Below are 21,757 nucleotides of genomic sequence, written 5' to 3'. Positions count from 1 at the left end.
CGGGCTCCTTATCGCGCGAGGCCGCCGGCGGCCAGCGCGCGGTCGCGCAGCGCGGCTTCATTTGCCTTGTGTTCGGCCGAGAAACGCACGGCCAGCGCGCACAGCGAAGACACCGCCACGAAGGCGCCGAGCCACAGCAGCGTGCCTTGCATGTCGCCCACTTCCTTCATCAGGAAGCCCGCCGCCACCGCGCCGACGTTGCCGCCCGCGCCCACGATGCCGGCCACGCCGCCCAGGGCCTTGCGGTCCACGAAGGGCACCAGCGCATAGGTGGCGCCGCAGGCCATGTGGGTGAAGAGGCCGAAGACCAGCATGGCAAGGATCGCCATGACGGCGCCGGACGCCTGCGAGAACCACAGCAGTCCCAGGCCTTCGCCGATGATGAGCAGGCACAGGAGGCTGGCGCGCACATCCAGGCCCCAGCGGGCGGCGGCCTTGTCCGAGAGCCAGCCGCCCAGCGCGCGGGCGAAGAGGGCAAGCAGGCCGAAGGTGCCGGCGGCCAGGCCTGCGTCGCGCAGCGAGAAGTCGAAATGCATGACGTAGTAGATGGCGGCGATGTTGTGCATGAAGACTTCCACGCCGAAGCAGGCCGCGTAGGTCAGGAACAGCATCCACACCCGGTAGTTGCCACAGGCCTGGCGGAAGCTGGCCCAGCCTCCCTTGCGCGGCGGCAGCCTGGCGGCGTCGCGGCGCAGCGTCGCGTAGTCGCCCTGCGGGCAGTCCTGGGTGTAGCGCCAGTACAGCCAGGCCATGGCCAGCAGCGCGGCGCCGGGCACCAGCATGGCGCCGCGCCACGCCTGGGCCGTGTCCACGCCCAGGAAAAGGATGGCGGAGAAGAGCAGCGGCACCAGGGCCTGGGCGGCGCCGGCGCCCGCATTGCCCCAGCCGGCGGTCGTGGCGTTGGCCGTGCCCACCACGTTGGGCGCGAACATGACCGAGGTGTGGTACTGCGTGATGACGAAGCTGGCGCCGATGGCGCCGATGCCCAGGCGGCAGAGCAGGAAGGTCAGGTAATCGTCCGCGAAGGCCAGCGCGAAGACGGGCAGCGCGCCCAGCGTCATGAGCCCCGTGTAGATGCGGCGCGGGCCGTAGCGGTCGCACAGGGGGCCGACCAGCATGCGCACCAGGATGGTCACCGCCACCGCGGCGATGTTGATGTTGGCCACCTGTTCGGGCGTCAGCGAGAACGCCTGCACGATCACCGGCATCAGCGGCGCGCACGCGAACCAGGCGAAGAAGCAGACGAAAAAGGCCAGCCAGGTCAGGTGGAAGGCGCGCATCGGCGCGCTGCGCAGGCTGAACAGGGTGATACGGGTGGCTTTGTCTTCCAGCATGTTTGCTCGGCTCCAACGACAACGGCGTCCTGTCCCTGCCGCCATGAGGACGGAAGGAAGAGGACGCCGTTGCCCAATTCGGCCCTCGCGGGCCTGTCTGATCGTTGCGCGTGGCCCATGAGGCAGGCCGCGCAGGATCAATCAAGCAAGAGGCGTGCCAGCGCTGCCGTCTCCGCGCCCTGGCAGGGCGCAGACGCTCAGGCGGCGTTGGGGGCTGGTGCGGTGCGGCACGAGGCTGGTGCGCGCTTGCACCGCGGCAGTGCGCGGTCTCAGGCGTGGGGAGCTGGGGGGCGGTGATGCAGGCGCGACTGCTGGTAGAAAGCGAGGAACTCGTCGAGCGGCATGGCCTTGGCATAGTGCCAGCCCTGGGCCAGGGCCACGCCATGTTCGCGCAGGTAGTCGGCCTGCGCCTGGGTTTCCACGCCCTCGGCCACGATCAGCAGGTCCAGGGTCCGGGCCATGTCGATGATGTGGGACACCACGGCCCTCGAGGCAGACTCCTTGCCGATGGTGTCCACGAAGGACTTGTCGATCTTCAGCGCGTCCAGTTGCAGCCCTTGCAGGAATTGCAGGCTGGAATAACCGGTGCCGAAGTCGTCCAGTGCCGCGCAGTGGCCCATGGCGCGCGCCTTGGCAACGGTGGCCCGCGCCGAGGCGATGTCCATGAAGCCGCGCTCGGTCGCTTCCAGCCAGACCTGCTGGTTCTGTATGCCCGAGTGCTCCAGCGCTTTCGACAGCACCGGCAGCACGCGGCCGGTGCGCACGTCCTCGGCGCTCAGATTGATGGCAACGTGCATGGCGCGGTCTTGCGCAAGCATGCCGCCCAGGTCGCGCACCACCGTGTCGATGACCTGGTCCGTGATGGGCAGGATGAGGCCGCTTTCCTCGGCCAGGGGAATGAACATGTCCGGGTGAACCATCGTGCCATCGGGCCGGCGCCAGCGCACCAGCGCCTCGGCGCCCACGCAGGCGCCGTTGCACAGGTCGACCATCGGCTGGTAATGCACCACGAACTCGCGTTTCTTGACGGCGATCTGCAGTTCGGCCAGCGGCGACAGCCGCTCGCGCGACAGGCGGAAGACGAGTGCGACGATGAACAGGCTGATGAAGGCGCCGATCGGAATCAGCATGCTCTGTTCGCGGCGCAGGTTCTCCTGCATGGCGCTGCGGGGCTGGATCGCCAGCGCGGTCCAGCCACCGTGGCTGGCCCAGGCATAGAGGTGCGTGGGGGTGACGCCGCTGGCGCGGCCGCGCAGCATGTCGCGCACCGTGGCCGGGGCAGGGCCGTTCAGGTCAGCGATGGGCGTGCCGTCGTTGCGGGTGATCGCGAGCTGGATGACATCGTCGATGATCAGGTCCGTGAAGCGGGCCGTGTTCACCAGGGCGTTATGCGCGCCGACCTGGATGGCCATCATGGGATCGCCACGGGTGACCGAGGGACGCAGGGAGATCGTGACCTCGATGCCGTCGGGCGTCACGTAATCGACCCGAGCGCGCGAGATGTCTTTTTCCGTCACGCCCCAGGACGTGCAGCGCAGCAGGTTGTCGTTGAAATAGCCGATTTCCTCGATCGGCCGGACGTTCATGGTCAGGCGGCGCATGGCATCGATGTGCGCGCGCGAGCAGGGCAGCAGGCCCAGGCCTTCCATCTGGCGCAGGGCGCTGACGGCCTGGTCAAACGAGAGCTTGGCCCGCCGGATCGTCCGGTCGGCCAGTTCCGTCAGGTGCTTCTGTTCCGCACCGACTGCCTGCGTCCACGAGAACTGGGCCATGAGCGCAATGGGAAGAATGGCGCCGATGATGGCCATCACGATCCCATAGGCTATGACTCGAGTGCGGTTCATCCATTTATCCTGGCATGAGCGGGTATGTCTTCCCCCGATGGGCATGCCGGCTCGCTAGCAGGCAAAGATAACTGATGGAATTGCGGTTCGTCGGGAAAAGAAAGGCCGCGTTTCTGCCTTAAATAGGCGTCCGGCGCGGAAAAAATTGCGGTCCTTGGCGTTTTCGCACCGATCCTTGCGACGGTGAAAATCATGCTGCACTGCGGAACTTTCCCTGTGCGGGAAGCTCTTTCCCTGGTTGGCCAGCTGGATATCCCCATGCGCACTTCCTGTTTCGACACCCCTGAACGTTATGGCCGCGTCAGCCGCGTGCTGCATGGCGCAATGGCGCTGCTGCTGACCGTCCAGTTGCTGGGCGCGTTGCTGCACGTTTTCGCGCGCGGCGTTTCCCTGGAGCGCCTGCTCTGGTCCAACCACGGCAGCCTGGGCTTCCTGCTGCTGCTCCTGGCCGTGTTGCGGGGCACATGGGGCCTGGTCAATATCGGCCGCCGCCCGCTGCACACGGGTGTCCTGGGCCGGCTGGCAGGTGTCAGCCATCTGCTGATGCATGCGCTGATGATCCTCGTGCCCTTCCTGGCAGTGCTGCGGGCCTATGGCCGAGGCCGCGGCTTTTCCCCTTTCGGCATGCCGCTCTTCGAAGCGAGCGGGCAGGAGATTCCGGCGCTCATCACGCCGGCCAGCACGTTCCACGGCCTGCTGGCCTGGGTGCTGCTTGCGCTTATCGTGGGGCACGTCGCTGCGGCGGTCTATCACCGAGTGGTGCTGAAGGACGGCGTCTTTTCCCGCATGTGGGGCAGGGCGTACTAGGAATGTAAGCAGCGTGGCAGGACCGTTGCGCCTGGTTGCGCAATGCATCCTGACTGTAAGCTGAATGAAGTTGACAGGCCGGGCCGGGATTGATTTAATCGCGGCTCGCTCTCTCGGGGAGTAGCCGGAGCCCGCAGTTTGGCTCCTGCAGTGTCGTCAGCACGGAAGCCGGGTGGCCACTATGCGCCGCCGCGGAATCCCGGCACTGTGGTCCGCGTCACAAGCGCGGCTGGCGAGACCGGCATGGGTTTTTTCCTCTTCCCATCCCGTTACAAAGGGTCTCGCCATGGTATCTGTCGGTACGCCAATGTTGTGGACGCTGTTCACGGTTTTCGTGATCGTTGCGTTGCTTCTCGATTTCTTCGCCCTCAATCGTCAGGGCGCCCAAAAAGTTTCCATACGCGCTGCCGCCATCTGGTCATTGATCTGGGTGGCTGCCAGCTTCGTGTTCGTCGGCCTCGTCTGGTGGGGCCTGGGCGGCATGGGGCCTGATGCGGCCGAACGCGCGATCGCCAATGACAAGGCGCTGGAGTTCATCACCGGCTACCTGGTTGAAAAGGCGCTGGCGGTCGACAACATCTTCGTCTTCCTGCTGCTGTTCACGTATTTCGCGGTGCCGCCCGAATTCCAGAAGCGCGTGCTCATGATCGGCATCCTTGCGGCGCTGGTGTTGCGCGGCGTGCTGATCCTGGTTGGCGCCTGGCTCATCAGCGAGTTCCATTGGATCCTGTACGTCTTCGGCGCCTTCCTGGTGTTCACCGGCATCAAGATGTGGTGGGCGGCGGGCCAGGAGCCCGACCTGGACAACAATCCCGCGCTGAAGTGGGTGCGCCGCAAGCTGACGATCGCGCCCGACTACGACGGCGAACGCTTCTTCACCAAGATCGACGGCAAGAAGGTCGCCACGCCCATGCTGGTCGTGGTGCTGCTGATCGGTATCGTGGACGTGGTCTTCGCGGTCGATTCGATCCCGGCGATCTTCGCCATCACGACCGACCCCTTCATCGTGCTGACGTCCAACGTCTTCGCGATCCTGGGCCTGCGCGCCATGTACTTCCTGCTGGCCGGCATGCACGAGCGTTTCCACCTGCTGCCTTATGGCCTGGCGCTGGTGCTGGTGCTGATCGGCACGAAGATGCTGCTCATCGACATCTACAAGATCCCGGTGATGTGGTCGCTGCTGGGCACGGCGACGATCCTTGCCGCGACGATGATCCTGTCGCTGGTCATTCCGCCCAAGCCGGGCGAGCCCACGGGCGGCGCCTATCCCTTCGGTGGCAAGGACAAGGACGGCGCAAAGAAAGCCTCCTGATCAGGATTGCCTGAATGAAGAACGCGCCCCTCGGGGCGCGTTTTTTTTGCTCAGGGAATGAGGGCCGCGCAGGCATCCGCGCGGGTGCCTGCCTTCCGGACCTACGCTGCGGCGGGTTCGGTTCCATGCAGCAGATGGTCGATCAGCTCCCGCACCGGCCGGATGGCCTTGCCGAAAGGCAGCTTGGTGGCGCCGCGGAAGAACAGGCCCTTGTCGACCTCCCCGCGCAGCGCCGCGGCCAGCTTCAGGTCGATGCAGAACTGCCCGAATTTCGCCAGGCCGTCGCGCAGGCCGCACTGGCTCAGGCAGTCCAGGCGCTGGCTGCAGCGGCGCGGGTCGGCCTTGGTGCGTGACTGCAGCGTGGTTTCCTGGCGCAGGTAACGCACCAGCCACGGCGTGCCGACCGCGCGCGCGGGCAAGCCGGCCACGCTGACGAATTCCTTGAGCGCGTCGGTGTCCGCGTCGATCAGCACGCGCTTGAAGTTCTCATGCGCGTCGCCTTCCTCGGTGACGGCAAATGCCGTGCCCACCTGGATGCCGTCGGCGCCGTTCGCCAGCCAATGACGCACGTCGGCATGCGAGCCCACGCCGCCTGCCAGCACCAGCTTGGGGGCGTCGCGCCCCAGGCCCAGTTCGTCGAACAGGGCGCGGCATTCTTCCAGCACGCGGGCGAAGCCGAAGCGCTCATGGCGCACGTCATCCAGCCTGGAGGCGCCCAGATGGCCGCCTGCGTACGCGGGGTGCTCGATCACCACGGCGCTGGCCATGCGGCCCTTTTTCATCCACTTCTTCAGCACCACGGCTACGCCGCGCGATTCGGACAGGATGGGGATGAGCGCCGTGCGGGGGTGGTCGGCCGTCATCTCGGGCAGGTCGACCGGCAGGCCGGCGCCCATCACGATGGCGTCGGCGCCGCTTTCGCAGGCCTGGCGCACGAGCGAGGCGTGGTCACGCACGGCCTTCATGACATTCACGGCGATCAGGCCGCGTCCTTCGGCATGCGCGCGCGCGGCCTGGATCTCGCGGTCCAGCGCGATGCGGTTGGCCTGGTCGAGCCGCTCACGGTCGTGGCAGTCCTCGGTCTGTTCGAGCAGGTCGGGGTGATGGTGGCGCAAGTCCACGCTGGCAATGGTGCCGACGGCATTTTCGCGTGCGACGGCGCCCGCCAGGCGGTGAGCCGAGACGCCGACGCCCATACCGCCTTGCACGATGGGCAGAAGGCTGTGTCCGGCGATCTCGAGAGGGGAATACTGCATGGGTTAAATGGCCTAGTGGTAGCAGATACCGCACAGGCTAGGGCAGGGCGGCGTCAGGTGCCTTGCGCCAGATCAAGACGGGGCGGCCGGGGGGCTTTCATACTGCATCGCATGGATACCCTGGCCAGCCCCCCTCCTTCCCCGACTCCCGCGCCCCTGTTCTCGCCCGAGCTGCTGCGACGGCTGGACAAGAACGGCCCGCGCTATACCTCCTATCCCACCGCGGACCGCTACGGCAAGGAGTTTGGCGACATGCAGTACCGCCAGGCCCTGTCCGCGCGGGCCGCCGAGTCGGCTGCCGGGCTCGCCCGGCCATTGTCGCTGTACGTGCACGTGCCGTTCTGCCAGTCCGTCTGCTACTACTGCGCCTGTAACAAGGTGGTGACGCGGCACCACGAGCGCGCCGAGCCTTACCTGGACGCGCTGGAGCGCGAGATCGCCATGCACGTGCGGCTGATGGGCGGCGGCGCTGCCTCGCAACTGCACTTCGGCGGGGGCACGCCCACCTTCCTCGACGACGACGAGCTTGCGCGGCTGATGCGCGCCCTGCGCACGGCATTTCCCTTGACGCCCGATGCCGAGGTCTCGATCGAAGTGGATCCGCGCACGGCCACGCCGGCGCGGCTGGCGCGCCTGGCCGAAATGGGCTTCAACCGACTGAGCCTGGGCGTGCAGGATTTCGACGCCGACGTGCAGCGCGCCGTGCACCGCATCCAGTCCTTCGAAAGCGTGCAGCGCCTGACGGAAAGCGCCCGCGCGCTGGGCTTCCAGTCCGTCAACATGGATCTCATCTACGGCCTGCCCAAGCAGAGCCGCGAATCCTTCGCGCACACCATTGCGCAGGTCGCCTCGCTGCGGCCGGACCGCATCGCGCTGTATGGCTATGCGCACCTGCCGCAGCGTTTCAAGCCGCAACGCCGCATCCTGGACGCCGACCTGCCCGATGGCGAAACCCGCATCGGCCTGCTGGGTTCGGCGATCGAAGGTTTCCTTGCCGCCGGCTACACCTATATCGGCATGGACCATTTCGCGCTGCCCGAGGATTCCCTGGCCATCGCCAAGCGCGAGGGCCGCATGCAGCGCAATTTCCAGGGCTACAGCACACACCCGGACTGCGACATCATCGCGCTGGGCGTCTCGGCCATCGGCCGCGTGGGCGACACCTACAGCCAGAACGCCAAGACGCTGGAGGAGTACTACGCCAGGCTGGACCGCGGCCGTTTCCCGGTGGTGCAGGGCATGGTCCTGGGCGTGGACGACCTGCTGCGTCGCGAGGTCATCATGCAGATCATGTGCCAGGGCCGCATCGACATTCCCGCCTTCGAGCGCGAGCATGGCCTGCGTTTCTGGCAGTATTTCGCCACCGAACGCGAGGCCTTGCAGGGCCTGTCCGAGATGGGACTGGTCAGCGCCGGCGAGCAGGTCCTTCAGGTCAGTCCGCAGGGCTGGTTCTTCGTGCGTGCCGTGGCGATGGTGTTCGACCGCTACCTGCAGGCGGGTCGTGCCTCGGGCGCGACCTACTCGCGCATCGTCTGATGCCTTGATCGTGATGCGCGGGCGCCATGCCCGCGCCGATCAAAGCGCCGAGTTCGCCAGCACCCGGTTGCGTCCGGCCCGCTTGGCGCCATACAGCGCCGTGTCGGCTGCGCTCAGCAGCCGTTGATAGTCGGGGTGGCCGTCGTGCGTGGCCACGCCGATGCTCAATGTCACCGACAGCGTCTGGCCATCCCGCAGCGCGATGCGTTCAAGCTCGGCGCGGCGGCGCAGCTTCTCGCCGATGGCAATGGCCTGGGCTTCATTGGCGTCGACCAGCACGATCAGGAATTCCTCGCCCCCCAGGCGGAACAGATAGTCGCCGCTGCGCACGCTTTGCGTCAGGAAAAGCGCCAGGTGCTGCAGCACCGCGTCGCCCCCATCGTGGCCATACTGGTCGTTGATGCCCTTGAAGTGGTCGATGTCGATGGACAGCACGGACAGGTGCGAGGCTTTCTGCCGCACATAGTTGATCTCGCGCGCCATCACCACCTGCAGGTACTTGCGATTGAGCAGGCGCGTCAGCGTGTCCCGGCCTGACTCCAGGTGGGCCGCCTGGGCGAACAGGCTCTCCAGCAGGAAGCGGATGGCCGCGCATTGCTCGCGCACGGTCTTGAGCACGGGGATGGCAGCTTGGGCGGGCGTGTCGGCCAGGCCTGCGACGGCCTCGTCGACCTGCGTGATCTGCGCCAGGATGTTCTCGACGTCCTTGGAGCCTTCGAACGCATGGGCGGCCTTGTGCAGGAACCACATGCCGAACTCGGACTTGCCCAGCCGCGGCAGCGACGGACCGGCGCCGTTCACGGCGATTTCATAGACGAAAGTGTTTTCCCAGTCCAGCAGGGCGGCGCGCTGCTTTTCCTTCTCGGACACGATGTCCTGCGACACCACGAACAGGCGGTACGACTCTTCCGCGCGGGTGTTGCGCTCGTGGAAGGTGTCGTAGGCATGGCACATGATCTCGGTGGCCTGGCCGATGGTGTCCACGGCACAGGCCAGGGCCTGCGCGCGCTCGGCGACGGGCGCATCGCCCAGCAGCGCGTGCAGGTCCATCATCAGCGCGCGCGCGCCTTGCATGACCAGGTGGGACGGAATGCCGATGCGCGCATGGACCTCGCCAATGTGCCGCTGGAAGGCCACGGCCTCGTCGTAGCGCGCGTTGAAGGCGATGTCGAACACGGTGTCGAGCCAACGCTGCAGCGCGGCGTGCAGACGTGTCTGGACGAGCTGGTGCGACAGGAAGCGTGAAGCCGATGGCGATTCCAGCATCGCTTCGTAGAAGCGCGTGGCAAGCGTGGTTCTGTGCTCGGCCACCAGGTCACGCAGGCGGGCGTGGGTGCCGGGCTCATGGCGCGCTTGCGCGCGCCGCCAGGTGGTGGCGAGGAGTTCGGTGGGCGCACTCTGGTAAGGCATGGACGGCAGGTGTGTTCCAGTGGCCGCGATATCCGCCACGTGGGCGGGGCGCGAAAAAGCCGCTAGCTTACCGCCTTGCCGGGCGCCACGCGTCCGCGCGGCACCGGGCCGTGTGTGACCTCAGTGGATGGCGGGCGGGGTTGCCGTCGCCGCGGGCTGGCTGCCTTCGGGCGACGCGGCGGCGGCACTGGGCGCTGCCTCGGCAGGCCGGTTGGGCGGGGTGATTTCCATCACCAGTTCCACGCGGCGATTGGCGGCGCGGCCGGCGGTGGTGTCGTTGGGCGACAACGGCCGCGTGTCGGCGAAGCCCACGGCGCGCAGGCGCGCGGGCGGCACGCCGTCACGGACCAGTTCACGCAGGACGCTGGTGGCGCGGCTGGAGGAAAGCTCCCAGTTGGACGGGAACTGGCGCGTCTGGATGGGCACGTTGTCGCTGTGCCCTTCCACCGACAGGGGATAGTCGTTGCGCTTCACGACCTCGGCCAGCTTGCGGATCAGGTCGGGGCCGGAGGCGCTGAGGGTAGCCTGGCCCGAGCCGAAGAGCAGCTCGTTGCTGATGCGGAAACTGACGGACTGTTCGTTGATGACGACGTCGATGGCGTTGCCCAGGTCGCCCAGGCCGAGCTCCTCGGCCGACGGCGCGCGCAGCGCCGGGACGCTGGCCGTGACGGGGCCGGGCGGCTCGGTCGATGCCGTGCCGGCGTGGACGGCATCGGAAGTTTCCGGCGCGGGCATGTCCGCGTGCGCCACGTCTTGCGGCGATTGCGGCGCCGCGGCGGTTTCCGCCAGCGCCGGCAGCACGGGCAGCAGGGCGGGATCCAGCGCGGCGGGTGTCCAGGCGGCATGGGCGGCCAGGGCGCCGCGGATGCCGGTGGCGCTTTCCTTGCCGTCATCGGGGGTCAGCGATCCCACCAGCGCCACGGCCGCGACGGGTGCCGGCGTGGACGTGGTCTTCAGCGCGTCGACGCGCGACAGCGCGAAGAGGGCCAGGACCAGCGCCAGCAACAGCGTGATCAGGTCCTGGTAGATCAGTTGCCAGCCTTCCGTGTCGTTGTCCGGCGAGTCGGGAATGTGCCAGCGCGACTGGCGGTCGCGGGCGCGGCGGCGTTTGCGCGTGTCGCGCTGCTGGGCCGCGTGGGCGGCCTTGTGCCGCTCGACGAGGTCGGCCAGGGTCAGTGCGGGGGGGCTCATCGGCGGGTGAGGGCGGCGGCCAGCGCGTCATGCGCGGCTTGGGCCGCCTTGGCGGCGACGATGCTGTTGGGTTTGCCGTCGGGATTGGGCCGCGGCGTGAGCAACGGGGCGCTGGCGCCACGCGCGGGGGCCGGGGCGGCAGCGGCAGGCGCAGGGGCCTGCGCGGGCGCCGGCGCGCGCGTGGCCGTGGCGGGCCGGGCCGGCGCCTTGGCGGCTGCCTGGCCGGCGGAAGCCCGGGAGGACGCACGCGCGGCGGGGGCGGTCCTGGCAATCGGACCGGCGTCGGGGCCGGTGACGGTGTCGCCACCGTCGTAGATCTCGTCCTCGACGTGCGCCATGAACGAATGCAGGGTTTCGCGGACCATGGCCGGGCCCCGCTTCTCGCACATCATGGCGATGCCCTGCATGACCATGTTCATGACGACCAGGCGCTGCTCGGTGCGGCGCTCCAGCTTCACGGCGATGGGCTTGCAGATCAGGTTGGCCAGCAACAGGCCGTAGAAGGTCGCCATGAGGGCGATGGCCATCTGCTGGCCGATGGCGTCGACGCTGCCCGCGCCCAGCAGCGTCATGAGGTTGATCAGGCCGACCAGGGTGCCCAGCATCCCGAAGGCGGGCGCGAAGCCTGCCATCACGCGGAACATCTGGGCCTCGGCGTGCTCGCGGGCGCGCAGGCGGGCGATGCGCCACTGCATCAGCTCGATGATCTGGTCTTCGGGCGTGTTGTCGATGAGCAACTGCACGCCGGTGCGCAGGAAGGGGTTCGACACCTTCTTCAGCTCGCGTTCGGCGGTGTGGATGTCTTCGTTCATCCACAGTTGCGACATGGCGACCAGTTCATCGATGTCGCGTTGCGTGTCGGCGCGGTCGCCGCGCAGCACCGTGCGCAACAGCACCGGCAGGCGGCGGACTTCACGCCAGGGATAGCCGATCAGCACGGCGGCGGCGGTGCCGCCCAGGACGATGGCCAGGCCGTGCAGGTTGAGGTAGGCCAGCGCGTTCAGCGACGACGTGGCGACCACGACCGCCAGCATGATGACGCCGACGACCAGGCCGATAAGGGTGGAGGAATTCATGGCAGGGACCCGCAGAAAGATCGCGAACAGGCGGCCGTGCCGCGGCCGGAGCGATTCGATGCGAGGATTCTAGTGACAGGATGCGCCGGGCAATTGGCCGGACAGCGGGGGGAAATCCGCGCTCACCCTTGGCTTTGCGCGGCGTCGTGTTGCAGATTTGCGACGTTTCTCAGATCAGGACGCGCCGGATCCGGTTCGACAGCCATTCGGCGAAGAACACCGTGAGCAGGATGGCGGCGAAGATCACCGTGACCTGGGGCCAGGCCAGCGTGTCCACCGAGGCGGCCAGCGGCAGCCCGATGCCGCCCGCGCCGACGATGCCCAGCACGGTCGATTCGCGGATGTTGATGTCCCAGCGATAGACGGTGGTGCCGACCAGGCTGGGCAGGATCTGCGGGACGATGGCGTAGCTGACCACCTGGGCGGTGGTGGCGCCCGTGGCCGTGACGGCCTCGACCTGGCGCGTGTCGATTTCCTCGATGGCTTCATAGAGCAGCTTGCCGATGAAGCCGATGGAGCGCAGCGCAATGGCGATGATGCCGGCCAGCACGCCGGGGCCCACCACGGTGACCAGCAGCAGCGCCCAGATGAGCGAGTTGATGGAGCGCGAAGCCACGATGATGCCGAGCGCGAGCGGACGCAGCAGCCAGGGGACGGGAGACGTGTTGCGTGCCGCCAGGAATGCCACCGGCACGGCGATGACGGTGCCCAGCGCCGTGCCCAGCGTGGCGATGTTCAGCGTGTCCCAGAGCGGCTGCAGTATGGCGGAGGCGTAGTGCCAGCGGGGCGGCCACATGCGGGAGATCATGTCCCAGCCCGCGGCGGGCGCGTCGGCGGCAAAGGCCCAGATGGTGTTGTCGCTGACGAGCTTCCAGGCGGCGGCGAAGAGCAGGGCGCCGACCAGCCAGCCCAGCCAGATATAGCGTTCGGCGCTGGGGGGGCGGCGGCGCCAGGTTTGGGTGGCATCGCTCACATGAACCTCCTGCGCACGAAACCGGAGAGATATTCGCAGGCCATCACGATGGCGATGATGAGCAGCAGGATGGCCGCCGCGGTTTCGAATTCATAGCGGTCGAAGGAGGTGTTCAGCGTGGCGCCGATGCCGCCCGCGCCCACGATGCCGATGATGGCCGATTCGCGGAAATTGATGTCCAGGCGGTACAGCGACAGGCCGATGAGCCGCGGCATGACCTGCGGCTGCACGGCGTAGACGATCCAGGCCGGCCACGAGGCGCCGGTGGCGCGCACGGCCTCGAGCTGCGCCGGGTCGGTGGCCTCGATTTCCTCGGCCAGCAGCTTGCCGAGGAAGCCCATCGAGGCGATCACCAGCGTCACCATGCCGGCCAGCGGGCCGAAGCCGAACATCTTGACCAGCAGGATCGCGATGATGAGTTCGGGGAAGGCGCGGGAAATCGCGATGAAGCCGCGGCACACCGCATAGACGACGGGCGTGCTGAGATTGCGCGCGCCACCCAGGCCGATGGGGATGCTGAGCACCACGCCCAGGGCGGTGGCGGTCAGGGTCATGGCCAGGCTTTCCAGCAGGCCTTCGCTGATTTCACGCCAGCGTGTCACCCAGTCGGGCGAGGCGAAGGCGGCGACGAAGCGCCAGCCGCGCACCAGCCCCTCGGCCACGCGCGACCAGTTGACGTCGATGGAGGAGAGCGCGGCTGCCAGGTAGGCCAGCGTGCCCAGCAGGATCAGCCAGCGCCAGCGCGGCGAGGCGATGAGGCTGGGGCGGCGCCAGGTGGTGGGCAGGTCGGCCGAGGCGATGGCAGCGGGCCGGGCAGTGCCGGCGCCAGAAGGATCCGAAAGGCTCATGCGCGTGCCGTCGCCAGGGTCAGCGTGTCGGGCACGGCGGGCGTCTCGGGCTCGACCTTGTCCGCCTGGCCGGTGTCGCCGTGGCCGGCGGCGCCCCAGTCTTCCTCGCCATAGATGGCGGTGAGCGCGGTGGTGTCCAGGCCCTGGGGGGCGCCGTCATAGACGATGGCGCCCTTGCGCAGGCCGACGATGCGATCGGCGAACTGGCTGGCCAGCGCGACGTCGTGGATATTGACGATGGCCGACAGGCCGCGCTCGCGGCACAGTTCGCACAGCAGGCGCATGATCTGGCGTGCGGTTTTCGGGTCCAGGCTGGCGGTGGGTTCGTCCACCAGCAGCAGCACCGGGGCCTGCATCAGGGCGCGGGCAATGCCCACGCGCTGGCGCTGGCCGCCGGAAAGGGCGTCGGCGCGTTTGTTCTCGAAGCCGGCCAGTCCGACGCGGGCCAGGAAGCCATAGGCCTGCTGGATGTCCTGCGCGGGATAGCGGCGTGTCCAGCTGCGCCAGAAGCTGGTGTAGCCCAGCCGGCCGGACAGCACGTTTTCCATGACCGTCAGGCGCTCGACCAGCGCGTACTCCTGGAAGATCATGCCCAGCTGGCGGCGGGCCAGGCGCAAGCCGTGGCGCCCGAGGGCGCCAAGGTCCTGGCCATTGAGCAGGATCTGTCCGCCCGAGGGCTGCACGAGCCGGTTCACGCAACGGATCAGCGTGCTCTTGCCCGCTCCCGAAGGGCCGATCAGGGCCATCACCTGGCCCTGCGGCACGTCGAGGTCGACGTGATCCAGCGCCAGGTCGCCGGTCGGATAGCGCTTGACCAGCTGGCGCAGCGCCAGCAGCGGGCCGCTGGCGCCGGGACCGGGCCTGAAATGGTTGCTTGCCGGTGTCGACATTACTTGCAGGCGTACGACACGTTCATGGCCTTGTCGATGTCACGCACCACCGCCCAGTGCTGCTTGTAGGTGATGGGCATGAAGGCTTCCTGCGCCGGTTCGGCCTTGCCGAATTCCTTCAGCAGTTCCGAGCCTTCCCAGTTGAACGTGAAGAACGCTTCCTTGACCTTGGCGGCCAGCTCGGGCTTCAGGTTGTAGACGTAGCCGTAGCCGGTGGTGGGGAAGGATTCCGACTTGTAGATGCTGCGGATCTTCTTGGCGTCGACCGCGTTGCGGGCGAACATGCGCTTCATGACCGAGTTGGCCACGGCGGCGCCGTCGTAGTCCTTGTTGGCCACGCCGATCACCGAGTTGTCATGCTTGCCCGAGAACGCCGGCTTGTAGTCCTTGTCGGCCTGCATGCCATAGGCGCTGGCCAGCAGGGCCGAGGGCGCCTTGTAGCCGGAGTTCGAGGTCTGCGAGGTGAAGGCGATGGTCTTGCCCTTCAGCTCTTCGATCTTCTGGACGCTGCTGTCGGCGGGCACGATGATTTCCATCTCGTAGCCGTAGGCGCCCTGCTTGTCGGCCATCATCGTGAACGGCACGAAACCCGCGCAGTTCACGGCCAGCGGGTTGCTGCCGGTGTTGAAGCCGGCGACGTGCAGGCGGCCGGCGCGCATGGCTTCCAGCTGGGCGGCGTTGGACTGCACCGGGAAGAACTGGACCTTCCTGCCGGTGACCTTTTCCATGTGCTTCAGGAAGCCGTCCCACACGCCACGATAGACCTCCGGGTCTTCCACGGGGGTGTAGGCGAACACCAGGGTCGAGGGGTCGACAAACTGCTTGGGATCGGTCGGGGCGTCCGCGACCATGTCACCGTCGGCGTCGCAATAGCGGGCATCCAGCTCGCCACGGGGGCATTCAGCGGATTTGGCGGGCGCGGCGCCGGCAAGTGCGCAGGACAGGCCCATCAGGGAAAGACCAAGCAGTTTTTTCATGTCGCGTACCGGAAACGAGGTGGGTGAAGCCCCTCATTTTGTGGTCGTGTCATGACAGTCACATGACGATCTCGTCACATGACAGGGGGGCGACCGTTACCTGTCCGCTTGTTGTTGGCCTGGTGTCCCTGGTTGTCTTCTTCCTGCGTCTGGCCAGGCCCCAGGATGCCGCGCAACCGCCGGGCCAGGTCATCCTGTCCGTACGGTTTTTCCAGCAGGGCGACCCCGGAGGCCAGGGCATTGCCGCCGGGCAGGGCGTTGGCCGTGAAGCCGGAGGTGAAGAGCACCTTCAGATCGGGCAGCATCGCCTGTGCCTGCTCGGCCAGTTCGGCGCTGGTCAATCGTCCGGGCATGAGCACGTCCGAGAACAGCAACTGGGGGCGGGCACCCTGTTGCAGCAGGGTCAGCGCCTCGTCGGGATTCTCCGCTTCCAGGGCTGCATACCCCAGGTAGCGGACCAGGGCCAGGACGGTCTCGCGCACGGAGGCGTCGTCCTCGACCACCAGGATGAGCGGGCGTTCGGTCGACGTGTCCTGCCTTGCCGGGTGATGGATGGCCAGGTCCATCGTGTGTTTGTTGACCGCGGGATTGCGCATCGGCGCCACCACGGCCTCTGGCGTGCAGGGCAGGTACAGGCGCACGCGCGTGCCTTGGCCGGGCACGCTGTCGAGCTCCACGGCGCCACCGCTCTGGCCGACGAAGCCGTGCACCATGCTCAGGCCCAGGCCTGTGCCGGGGCCGCCAGGACGCGTCGTGAAGAACGGGTCGAAGACTTGCCGCACGATCTCGGGCGCCATGCCGGCGCCGGTGTCCGACACTTCGATCACGGCATAGTGGCCGGATGGCAGTGTTGCGGGCCGTGGCGGGCTGTCGGCGCCGTCGGCGAGGGGCGTCGCGGTAACGCGGATGGCACCCGAGTCGCCCAGCGCCTGGCGGGCGTTGTCCAGCAGTTGCACCAGCATGCGCTCAAGCTGGACGCCATCGACCTGCACGGCGGACAACTGCGGGGAGACGGAGATGTCCAGGGTGGCATGTTCGCCAGCCGCGTGGCGCAGCGTTTGCTGGCTGGCCGAGAACAGGGCATTCAGGTCGGTGGCGGCGGGGCGCAGCGCCTGGCGCTGGCCGAAGGCAAGCAGCCTGGCGGCCAATTGCGCGCCGCGTTCGACGGCACTCAGCGCGGCGCTCACGCGCTTTTCCGTCTTCTCGTTGCCCTTGGCTTCGAGCCGCAACAGATGCAGATTGCCGCTGATGGTCTGCAGCACGTTGTTGAAATCGTGCGCGACGCCGCCCGTCAATTTGCCGATGGCTTCCAGCTTCTCGGCTTGCTGCCCAACATGGCGCGACGGCGCGTCTGCGCTGAGGTCCCCGGCCTGGCCTGACGGCGTGTCGGCATCGTTGCCGTGGTCGGGGAGGTCGGTCTCGGATACGAACTGGTATCTGGACATAGGAACCCCTGGTCTGGCTGGCGGCTGCCGGGCTGCCGCCAACCGCAATCTTTTGTTTGGCGGCACCGATGCCGCGTGAAGCAATTAACCCATGCCGCCCGGAAGGCGGCAAGGTGGCGGCAGGTAAAAGAAGGCAAGCGCTGTGTCAGCGTGCTCCACGCCCGGGTCAGGGCACCAGCGCCAGGCCGATCCGGAACTGCGAGTCGTTGCGCTGGTTGTAGCCGAGCAAGGTCTCGCCATAGCCATTGAAGTACTGGGCGTACAGGTAGCCGTTCATGCGCAGGAAGGTGCGCTGCAAGGGCCAGGCGGCGTCGAACTGCTTGGTGCTGTGGCCCGCGCTGCCCTGGCGGTAGAGTGCCGAGAGGACGAGGCCATTGTCCTGGGCCCAGCGGACCTTCCAGTCCACGATGCCGGCATAGTCGCGGAAGTCCTTGTTGTCCTCGGAGACGCCGAAGTAGCCGATCTTGACCTTGGGGTGGAAGCTGAGCGTGCTGCCCGAGCCGTAGCGGTAGTTGAAGGAGGGTTCGACGAAGGCGTCGTTATAGGACCGCGAATCGTCACCATCCTTACCGTTGGAAGCATGTTCCACACCGGCAGTCATGCCCAGCGACCAGCGCGCGCTGTCGCTTTCCCACACCTTGTCCGACCGCCAGAAGAGGCTGGGGTTGTAGGTGGTGTCGACGAAGGGCCGGGAGTCGCCCTCCAGGTCCCACAGCGCGGTCTGCGTGTAACCCAGATAGAGATTCTCGGCGAAGGTCGGATTGGCGGGGTCGTCGGGCGTGAACAGCCGGTATTTCAGGCTGATCTGGAAGCGGGCATCGGTCTCGTTGCGTCCGCCGACGATGAAATAGGTGGGCTCGTGGGCCGAAATCGCGTTGCGGAAATTGTCGAAGGCGGCATTGCCCGACGTGCCGGCCGGCATGCCGTGGGCCACCTGCGTGGGGGCGGGCCCCACCGCTTGTACCGGCCTGCCGGTGTCCGCCAGCGCCGTCTCGGGTAACGGTTGGCCGGTGCCGGCACGCCCGCCTGGCACCCCGGCATCGGTAATGGGGACATCCGCGGGACGGGCGGCAATGGAAGCGCCCGTGATCGTGCTGGTATCCAGCGCCATCATCACCGGTTCGCCTTCGACCGACACGGCCTGCAGGCCGCTCACGCCCGGCGGCACCACGGCCTTCCATTGCGCGCTGGCGAAATTGTTGACCGGCACCGTGAACTGGGCCGTGCCGCCGTCCAGATATGCCAGCGTGCGCTGGATGTCGCCTTGCGGCCCCCGCCATTGCAGCACCAGCCGCGACGCAGCCGTCCAATTCGCTTCATTCGGGGTGTTGTTGACGTAGACGCCCCGCACGCTGATGGTTTCACCCGGGCCCGCCTGGGCGCGAGCCAGCTTGTAGCTCACTTCGGCGTTCGCGGCGCCGCCAGCCAATGCCCCGGCAAGGAGCAGGGCCAGGGCGGTCGGGCGCGGGCAAGCGCGGGTCGGGCAGGGGGCGGTCGCGGGCATCGTGTCGTTCTCGTTGGCAAAAATGGCGTGCCCGCGACTCTATCACCGCCGTTCCCGGGGTTGGCAACCGAGTGTAAACAGGCGTCCGCTTCCCATGCGCTGACGCAAGTCGCGCTAGAATTCGGCTTCCCCGCGCCGGCCGTGGGTTCCTGCCAACACCCGGCGGCCCGGAACCCGGCCTGCCGCGGGTATGTCCATCACGTTGGCGCCGCTTCCGCCCTTAGCTCAGTTGGATAGAGCACTCGCCTTCTAAGCGAGCGGCCACAGGTTCGAATCCTGTAGGGCGGGCCACCTTTCTTCCCCTTACTTTTTCTTCCCCTTACTTCGCCACGCCGCAGACGATGCGCGCGCCGCCGCCGCCCAGTTTTTCCGGATGGTCGCTGTGGTTGTCGCCCCCTGCGTGCACCATCAACGCATGTCCCGAGATGTCCGAGGCTTTCAGCCTGGGCGCCAACACGGGGTAGTGCGCCTCGCCCTGGGCATCGACGTACAAGGCGGGGAGGTCGCCCTTGTGGCCGCTGGCATCGTAGGGGCCCTTGTGGGCGCCGGTCTTGTCCGGATCCCAGTGGCCGCCCGCGGCGCCCGCGGGCGTGGGCTTGCCGTCGACATCGCCGACCTCGCATGACGGGTTCGCGTGCACGTGGAAGCCGTGGATGCCGGGCGGCAGTCCCTTGAGCGACGGTGTGAGCAGCGCGCCGTACTCCGTCTGTTCGATCTTCACGGTGCCGGCGGTTTGCTCGACGCCCTTGGGACCGACAAACGACATGTCCACCGTGCCCTGCGCCATGGCCGTGCCCACGCTTGCGCCCAGCAACAGGCCGCCCAACAGGAATCGCTTCATAACCACCTCCAGGTTTCATGCCGGCGGAAAAGCCGCCGCGCGCGGGTGCGGTGTGCGCGCCCGTTTCCTGTTGTTGTACCGTGCCGGCGTCGCGGCGCGTTGTTTCCGATGCTGCCGTTTTGTATGCAATCCCACCCCGGCGGACGGCCCAGGTTCAGCCAAGGCGCCGGCGCAGCGCCTCGAAGAAAAGCGTCGATTGCAGCCTTTCGGATTGCACCTGCGCCGCAACCGTGGCGGCCAGGTCCCTGGCCACCGGCCGCAGCGCCTGGCCCGTGCTGGCGGCCAGCACCTGGGCTTGGCAGGCTCGCTCCAGGAAATACAGGTCGTCATAGGCATAGTCGACGCGTTCGCCGCACACCACGACGCCGTGATTGCCCAGGAAGGCCACATCGGCGCCGTCCATGGTGCGCGCGATGCGTTCGCCTTCACCGGTATCCAGCGCCAGTCCGTTGTAGTGTTCATCCACGGCGATCCTGCCGTGAAAACGCATGGCGTTCTGCGACAGCGTGGTGTCCAGCGCGCGGTCCGTCACCAGCGTCAGGGCCGTGGCATAGGGCATGTGCGTGTGCAGCACACAGGTCTTTCCCGCAATGCGATGGATGGCGGCATGGATGAACATGGCGGTGGGTTCGACCTCGTGGCGTCCCGCCAGCACCTGCCCCTCGGCATCGACGAGCACGATGTCCGTGGCATGGATTTCTTCCCACATCAGGCCGCGGGGGTTCAGCAGGAAGAGGCCGTCCTCATCCGGCAGCGCCACGCTGAAGTGATTGCACACGCCTTCGCCCAGGCCGTGGTGCGCCGCCGCGCGCAAGGCCAGCGCCAGGTCTTCGCGCAGGGCGGCAACGCCGGCCGAGTCGTAAAGGGAGGCGCCGCGATGCGTCGCAATGCCTGCGTTCGTCTGGGGGCGGTCCGACAGTAGGGAATGCATGCAAGGCTCCTTGGTGGGTGAGGGCACTGCGTGTCAGGAATTGCGTGTGCCGAGCATCGCCGTTTACAGATAGGGCGAGGCCAGCCAGATGACCTTGTTGCGCAGCCGGCGCGCGAAGGACTGGGCGCGCAGTGTGGCCAGTGTTTCCCGGCTTGCGGTGGCAATCAGCGCATCGATGCGCTGCTCGATCCACGCGGCCGTCGCGGCGTCGTAGAGTTCCATGTCCAGCTCGAAATTCAGCCGCAGGCTGCGCGGATCCAGGTTCGAGGAGCCAATGTACGACCAGGTGCCGTCGACTGTCATGAGTTTCGAGTGATCGAAGGCGCCGGCCGCCACCCAGACCCGGCAACCCGTGCGCACGACCTGGTCCAGCTGGGCATACATGGCGTAATTGACCAGCCGCAGGTTGTTCTTGCCTGGAATGACGATATCCACCTGTACGCCGCGGCGCGCGGCCGTGGCCAGCGCGGCGATGAGCGGCAGGTCGGGCAGGAAGTAGGGCGACTGGATGCGGATGTTGCGTTGCGCCACCGCCAGCGCTCCCAGCAGCATGTCGTGCGTGCTGGCGATGGTGCGGTCGGGGCCGGACTGCACGCAGCGCGCCGGCACGGTGCCGGCGATGCGCGGCGTGGGGCGCCACAGCTCCCCCTCCAGGCGCTCGCGGGTCGTGAAAGCCCAGTCATGCGCAAAGCTGGCAAGCAGTTGGGCCACCACGGGGCCTTCCACCTGGAAGTGGGTGTCGCGGGAGGTTTCGCGGCCGGGGCGGGTCGTGAAGCTGGCCCGGATGTTCATGCCGCCGGTGAACCCGACCTGGCCGTCCACCACCAGGATCTTCCGGTGGCTGCGCAGGTTCGTGTACGCCACGCGCAGGCCCAGGCCGCTGCTCAGGAACAGCGCCGTGCGCACCTTGCCGCGCGAGAGCATGCCGGTGATGGGAGGCTGGGAATACTTGGCGCCCACCGCGTCCACCAGCACCCGCACCTTGACGCCGCGCTCGCGGGCCGCGATCAACGCCTGCGCCATGGCGCGTCCGGCATCGTCGCGGTCGAAGATGTAGGTCTGCAGCGCAATGCTCTCCTGCGCGGACTCGATGGCCCGGATCATCGCCGGATAGGCTTCGTCTCCGCCCGCCAGCGGCTGGACGCGGTTGCCGTCCACGAGCGGAAAGGCGCTGACCCGGTCGCCCAGCACCTTCATCGATGCGAACTGCGGTCCGGCGGCAAGGGAAATGTCGAGGCGGTCGGGCTGGCGCGCGCCGTCGGGCTCGGGGGTCTCCCCGAGTTCGGGCGTGCCGCGGTGCTGGCGGATCCGATTGATGCCCGCCACGAAATACAGCAGGGCGCCCAGCAGGGGCGAAAACAGCACGACGCCGACCCAGCCGATGGCCGCCCGCACGTCATGCTTGGTCATGGCGGCATGGATGACGGCGGCCGTGCTGGCAGCCACGCTGATCAGGAACACGAGGTGCGGCCAGTATTCGGCCAGCAGGAGTTGCAGGCGAGCCATTCGTCTTGGAGCCTCCGGCCTAGGGGGAGCAAGGCGCTTTGAAGGCATTGTCCCCGAATTCCGCCTGGCTTGGCGC

The 21,757-nt window shown here is 67.5% G+C and carries 18 protein-coding genes and 1 tRNA gene; 4 read left to right on the top strand and 15 right to left on the bottom strand.

The genetic code is table 11. The features are described from left to right. Positions 1–8: 8 nt before the first annotated feature. Both ODI_RS15745 and ODI_RS15740 read right to left on the bottom strand, forming a co-directional pair. A complete protein-coding gene (locus ODI_RS15745) occupies positions 9–1,331 on the bottom strand; it encodes an MFS transporter (protein ID WP_067753814.1) in 1,323 nt (440 codons plus the stop codon). Positions 1,332–1,603: 272 nt separating this feature from the next. Beyond that, positions 1,604–3,178, bottom strand: coding sequence for an EAL domain-containing protein (locus tag ODI_RS15740; RefSeq protein WP_067753739.1), 1,575 nt, complete (start codon positions 3,176–3,178; stop codon positions 1,604–1,606). A gap of 258 nt (positions 3,179–3,436) precedes the next feature. Between ODI_RS15740 and ODI_RS15735 the strand changes: the two genes are divergently transcribed. Both ODI_RS15735 and ODI_RS15730 read left to right on the top strand, forming a co-directional pair. Beyond that, positions 3,437–3,985 carry a cytochrome b gene (locus ODI_RS15735; RefSeq protein WP_067753736.1) on the top strand — a complete coding sequence of 183 codons (549 nt, stop codon included), beginning with the start codon at positions 3,437–3,439 and terminating at the stop codon, positions 3,983–3,985. Between the two features lie 286 nt (positions 3,986–4,271). Beyond that, positions 4,272–5,297: a TerC family protein gene (locus tag ODI_RS15730; protein WP_067753734.1), complete on the top strand. Its 1,026-nt coding sequence runs from the start codon at positions 4,272–4,274 to the stop codon at positions 5,295–5,297. 101 nt (positions 5,298–5,398) lie between these two features. Here ODI_RS15730 and ODI_RS15725 read toward each other — a convergent pair whose 3' ends face one another. Continuing rightward, positions 5,399–6,553, bottom strand: a complete 1,155-nt coding sequence (locus ODI_RS15725) for an NAD(P)H-dependent flavin oxidoreductase (protein WP_067753731.1) — start codon at positions 6,551–6,553, stop codon at positions 5,399–5,401. A gap of 111 nt (positions 6,554–6,664) precedes the next feature. On the opposite strand from ODI_RS15725, the gene hemN reads away from it, so the two are divergent. Continuing rightward, positions 6,665–8,089: an oxygen-independent coproporphyrinogen III oxidase gene (gene hemN, locus ODI_RS15720; protein WP_067753728.1), complete on the top strand. Its 1,425-nt coding sequence runs from the start codon at positions 6,665–6,667 to the stop codon at positions 8,087–8,089. Between the two features lie 39 nt (positions 8,090–8,128). Here the strand turns inward: hemN and ODI_RS15715 are convergent, their stop codons facing one another. From ODI_RS15715 to ODI_RS15675, 9 genes are all read right to left on the bottom strand, one after another. Next, entirely contained in the window at positions 8,129–9,499 is a 1,371-nt protein-coding gene (locus ODI_RS15715; RefSeq protein WP_067753725.1) for a diguanylate cyclase, read from the bottom strand. A 120-nt stretch (positions 9,500–9,619) separates the two neighbouring features. Further along, on the bottom strand, positions 9,620–10,690 hold the full coding sequence (locus tag ODI_RS15710) for an OmpA/MotB family protein (protein WP_067753723.1): 1,071 nt from the start codon (positions 10,688–10,690) through the stop codon (positions 9,620–9,622). Next, positions 10,687–11,766, bottom strand: a complete 1,080-nt coding sequence (locus ODI_RS15705) for a motility protein A (RefSeq protein ID WP_082985302.1) — start codon at positions 11,764–11,766, stop codon at positions 10,687–10,689. The genes ODI_RS15710 and ODI_RS15705 overlap by 4 nt, the downstream gene beginning before the upstream one ends. A gap of 169 nt (positions 11,767–11,935) precedes the next feature. Next, positions 11,936–12,739 carry a phosphonate ABC transporter, permease protein PhnE gene (phnE, locus tag ODI_RS15700; RefSeq protein ID WP_082985301.1) on the bottom strand — a complete coding sequence of 268 codons (804 nt, stop codon included), beginning with the start codon at positions 12,737–12,739 and terminating at the stop codon, positions 11,936–11,938. After that, positions 12,736–13,587 (bottom strand): phosphonate ABC transporter, permease protein PhnE, encoded by an 852-nt coding sequence (phnE, locus tag ODI_RS15695; RefSeq protein WP_082985300.1) that lies wholly within the window; start codon positions 13,585–13,587, stop codon positions 12,736–12,738. The genes phnE (ODI_RS15700) and phnE (ODI_RS15695) overlap by 4 nt, the downstream gene beginning before the upstream one ends. Beyond that, positions 13,584–14,477, bottom strand: coding sequence for a phosphonate ABC transporter ATP-binding protein (phnC, locus tag ODI_RS15690; RefSeq protein ID WP_197707102.1), 894 nt, complete (start codon positions 14,475–14,477; stop codon positions 13,584–13,586). The genes phnE (ODI_RS15695) and phnC overlap by 4 nt, the downstream gene beginning before the upstream one ends. Next, on the bottom strand, positions 14,477–15,454 hold the full coding sequence (gene phnD, locus ODI_RS15685) for a phosphate/phosphite/phosphonate ABC transporter substrate-binding protein (protein WP_067753719.1): 978 nt from the start codon (positions 15,452–15,454) through the stop codon (positions 14,477–14,479). The genes phnC and phnD overlap by 1 nt, the downstream gene beginning before the upstream one ends. A gap of 74 nt (positions 15,455–15,528) precedes the next feature. Further along, positions 15,529–16,899 carry an ATP-binding protein gene (locus tag ODI_RS15680; protein WP_067753717.1) on the bottom strand — a complete coding sequence of 457 codons (1,371 nt, stop codon included), beginning with the start codon at positions 16,897–16,899 and terminating at the stop codon, positions 15,529–15,531. A 166-nt stretch (positions 16,900–17,065) separates the two neighbouring features. Continuing rightward, positions 17,066–18,403 carry a phospholipase A gene (locus ODI_RS15675; protein WP_067753714.1) on the bottom strand — a complete coding sequence of 446 codons (1,338 nt, stop codon included), beginning with the start codon at positions 18,401–18,403 and terminating at the stop codon, positions 17,066–17,068. Between the two features lie 214 nt (positions 18,404–18,617). Between ODI_RS15675 and ODI_RS15670 the strand changes: the two genes are divergently transcribed. After that, a tRNA-Arg gene (locus ODI_RS15670) sits at positions 18,618–18,694 on the top strand. 28 nt (positions 18,695–18,722) lie between these two features. On the opposite strand, the gene sodC is transcribed toward ODI_RS15670, so the two are convergent. The 3 genes from sodC to ODI_RS15655 all read right to left on the bottom strand — a co-directional run bounded on the left by sodC (position 18,723) and on the right by ODI_RS15655 (position 21,681). After that, a complete protein-coding gene (gene sodC, locus ODI_RS15665; RefSeq protein WP_067753711.1) occupies positions 18,723–19,244 on the bottom strand; it encodes a superoxide dismutase family protein in 522 nt (173 codons plus the stop codon). Positions 19,245–19,398: 154 nt separating this feature from the next. Continuing rightward, entirely contained in the window at positions 19,399–20,175 is a 777-nt protein-coding gene (locus tag ODI_RS15660; RefSeq protein ID WP_082985299.1) for an aldolase, read from the bottom strand. Positions 20,176–20,238: 63 nt separating this feature from the next. Beyond that, positions 20,239–21,681, bottom strand: a complete 1,443-nt coding sequence (locus ODI_RS15655; protein WP_067753708.1) for a phospholipase D-like domain-containing protein — start codon at positions 21,679–21,681, stop codon at positions 20,239–20,241. Positions 21,682–21,757: the final 76 nt, after the last annotated feature.

Origin of the sequence: Orrella dioscoreae, assembly GCF_900089455.2 — a bacterium.
Lineage (GTDB): Bacteria > Pseudomonadota > Gammaproteobacteria > Burkholderiales > Burkholderiaceae_B > Orrella > Orrella dioscoreae.
This window is presented reverse-complemented; position numbering and strand designations above follow the sequence as displayed.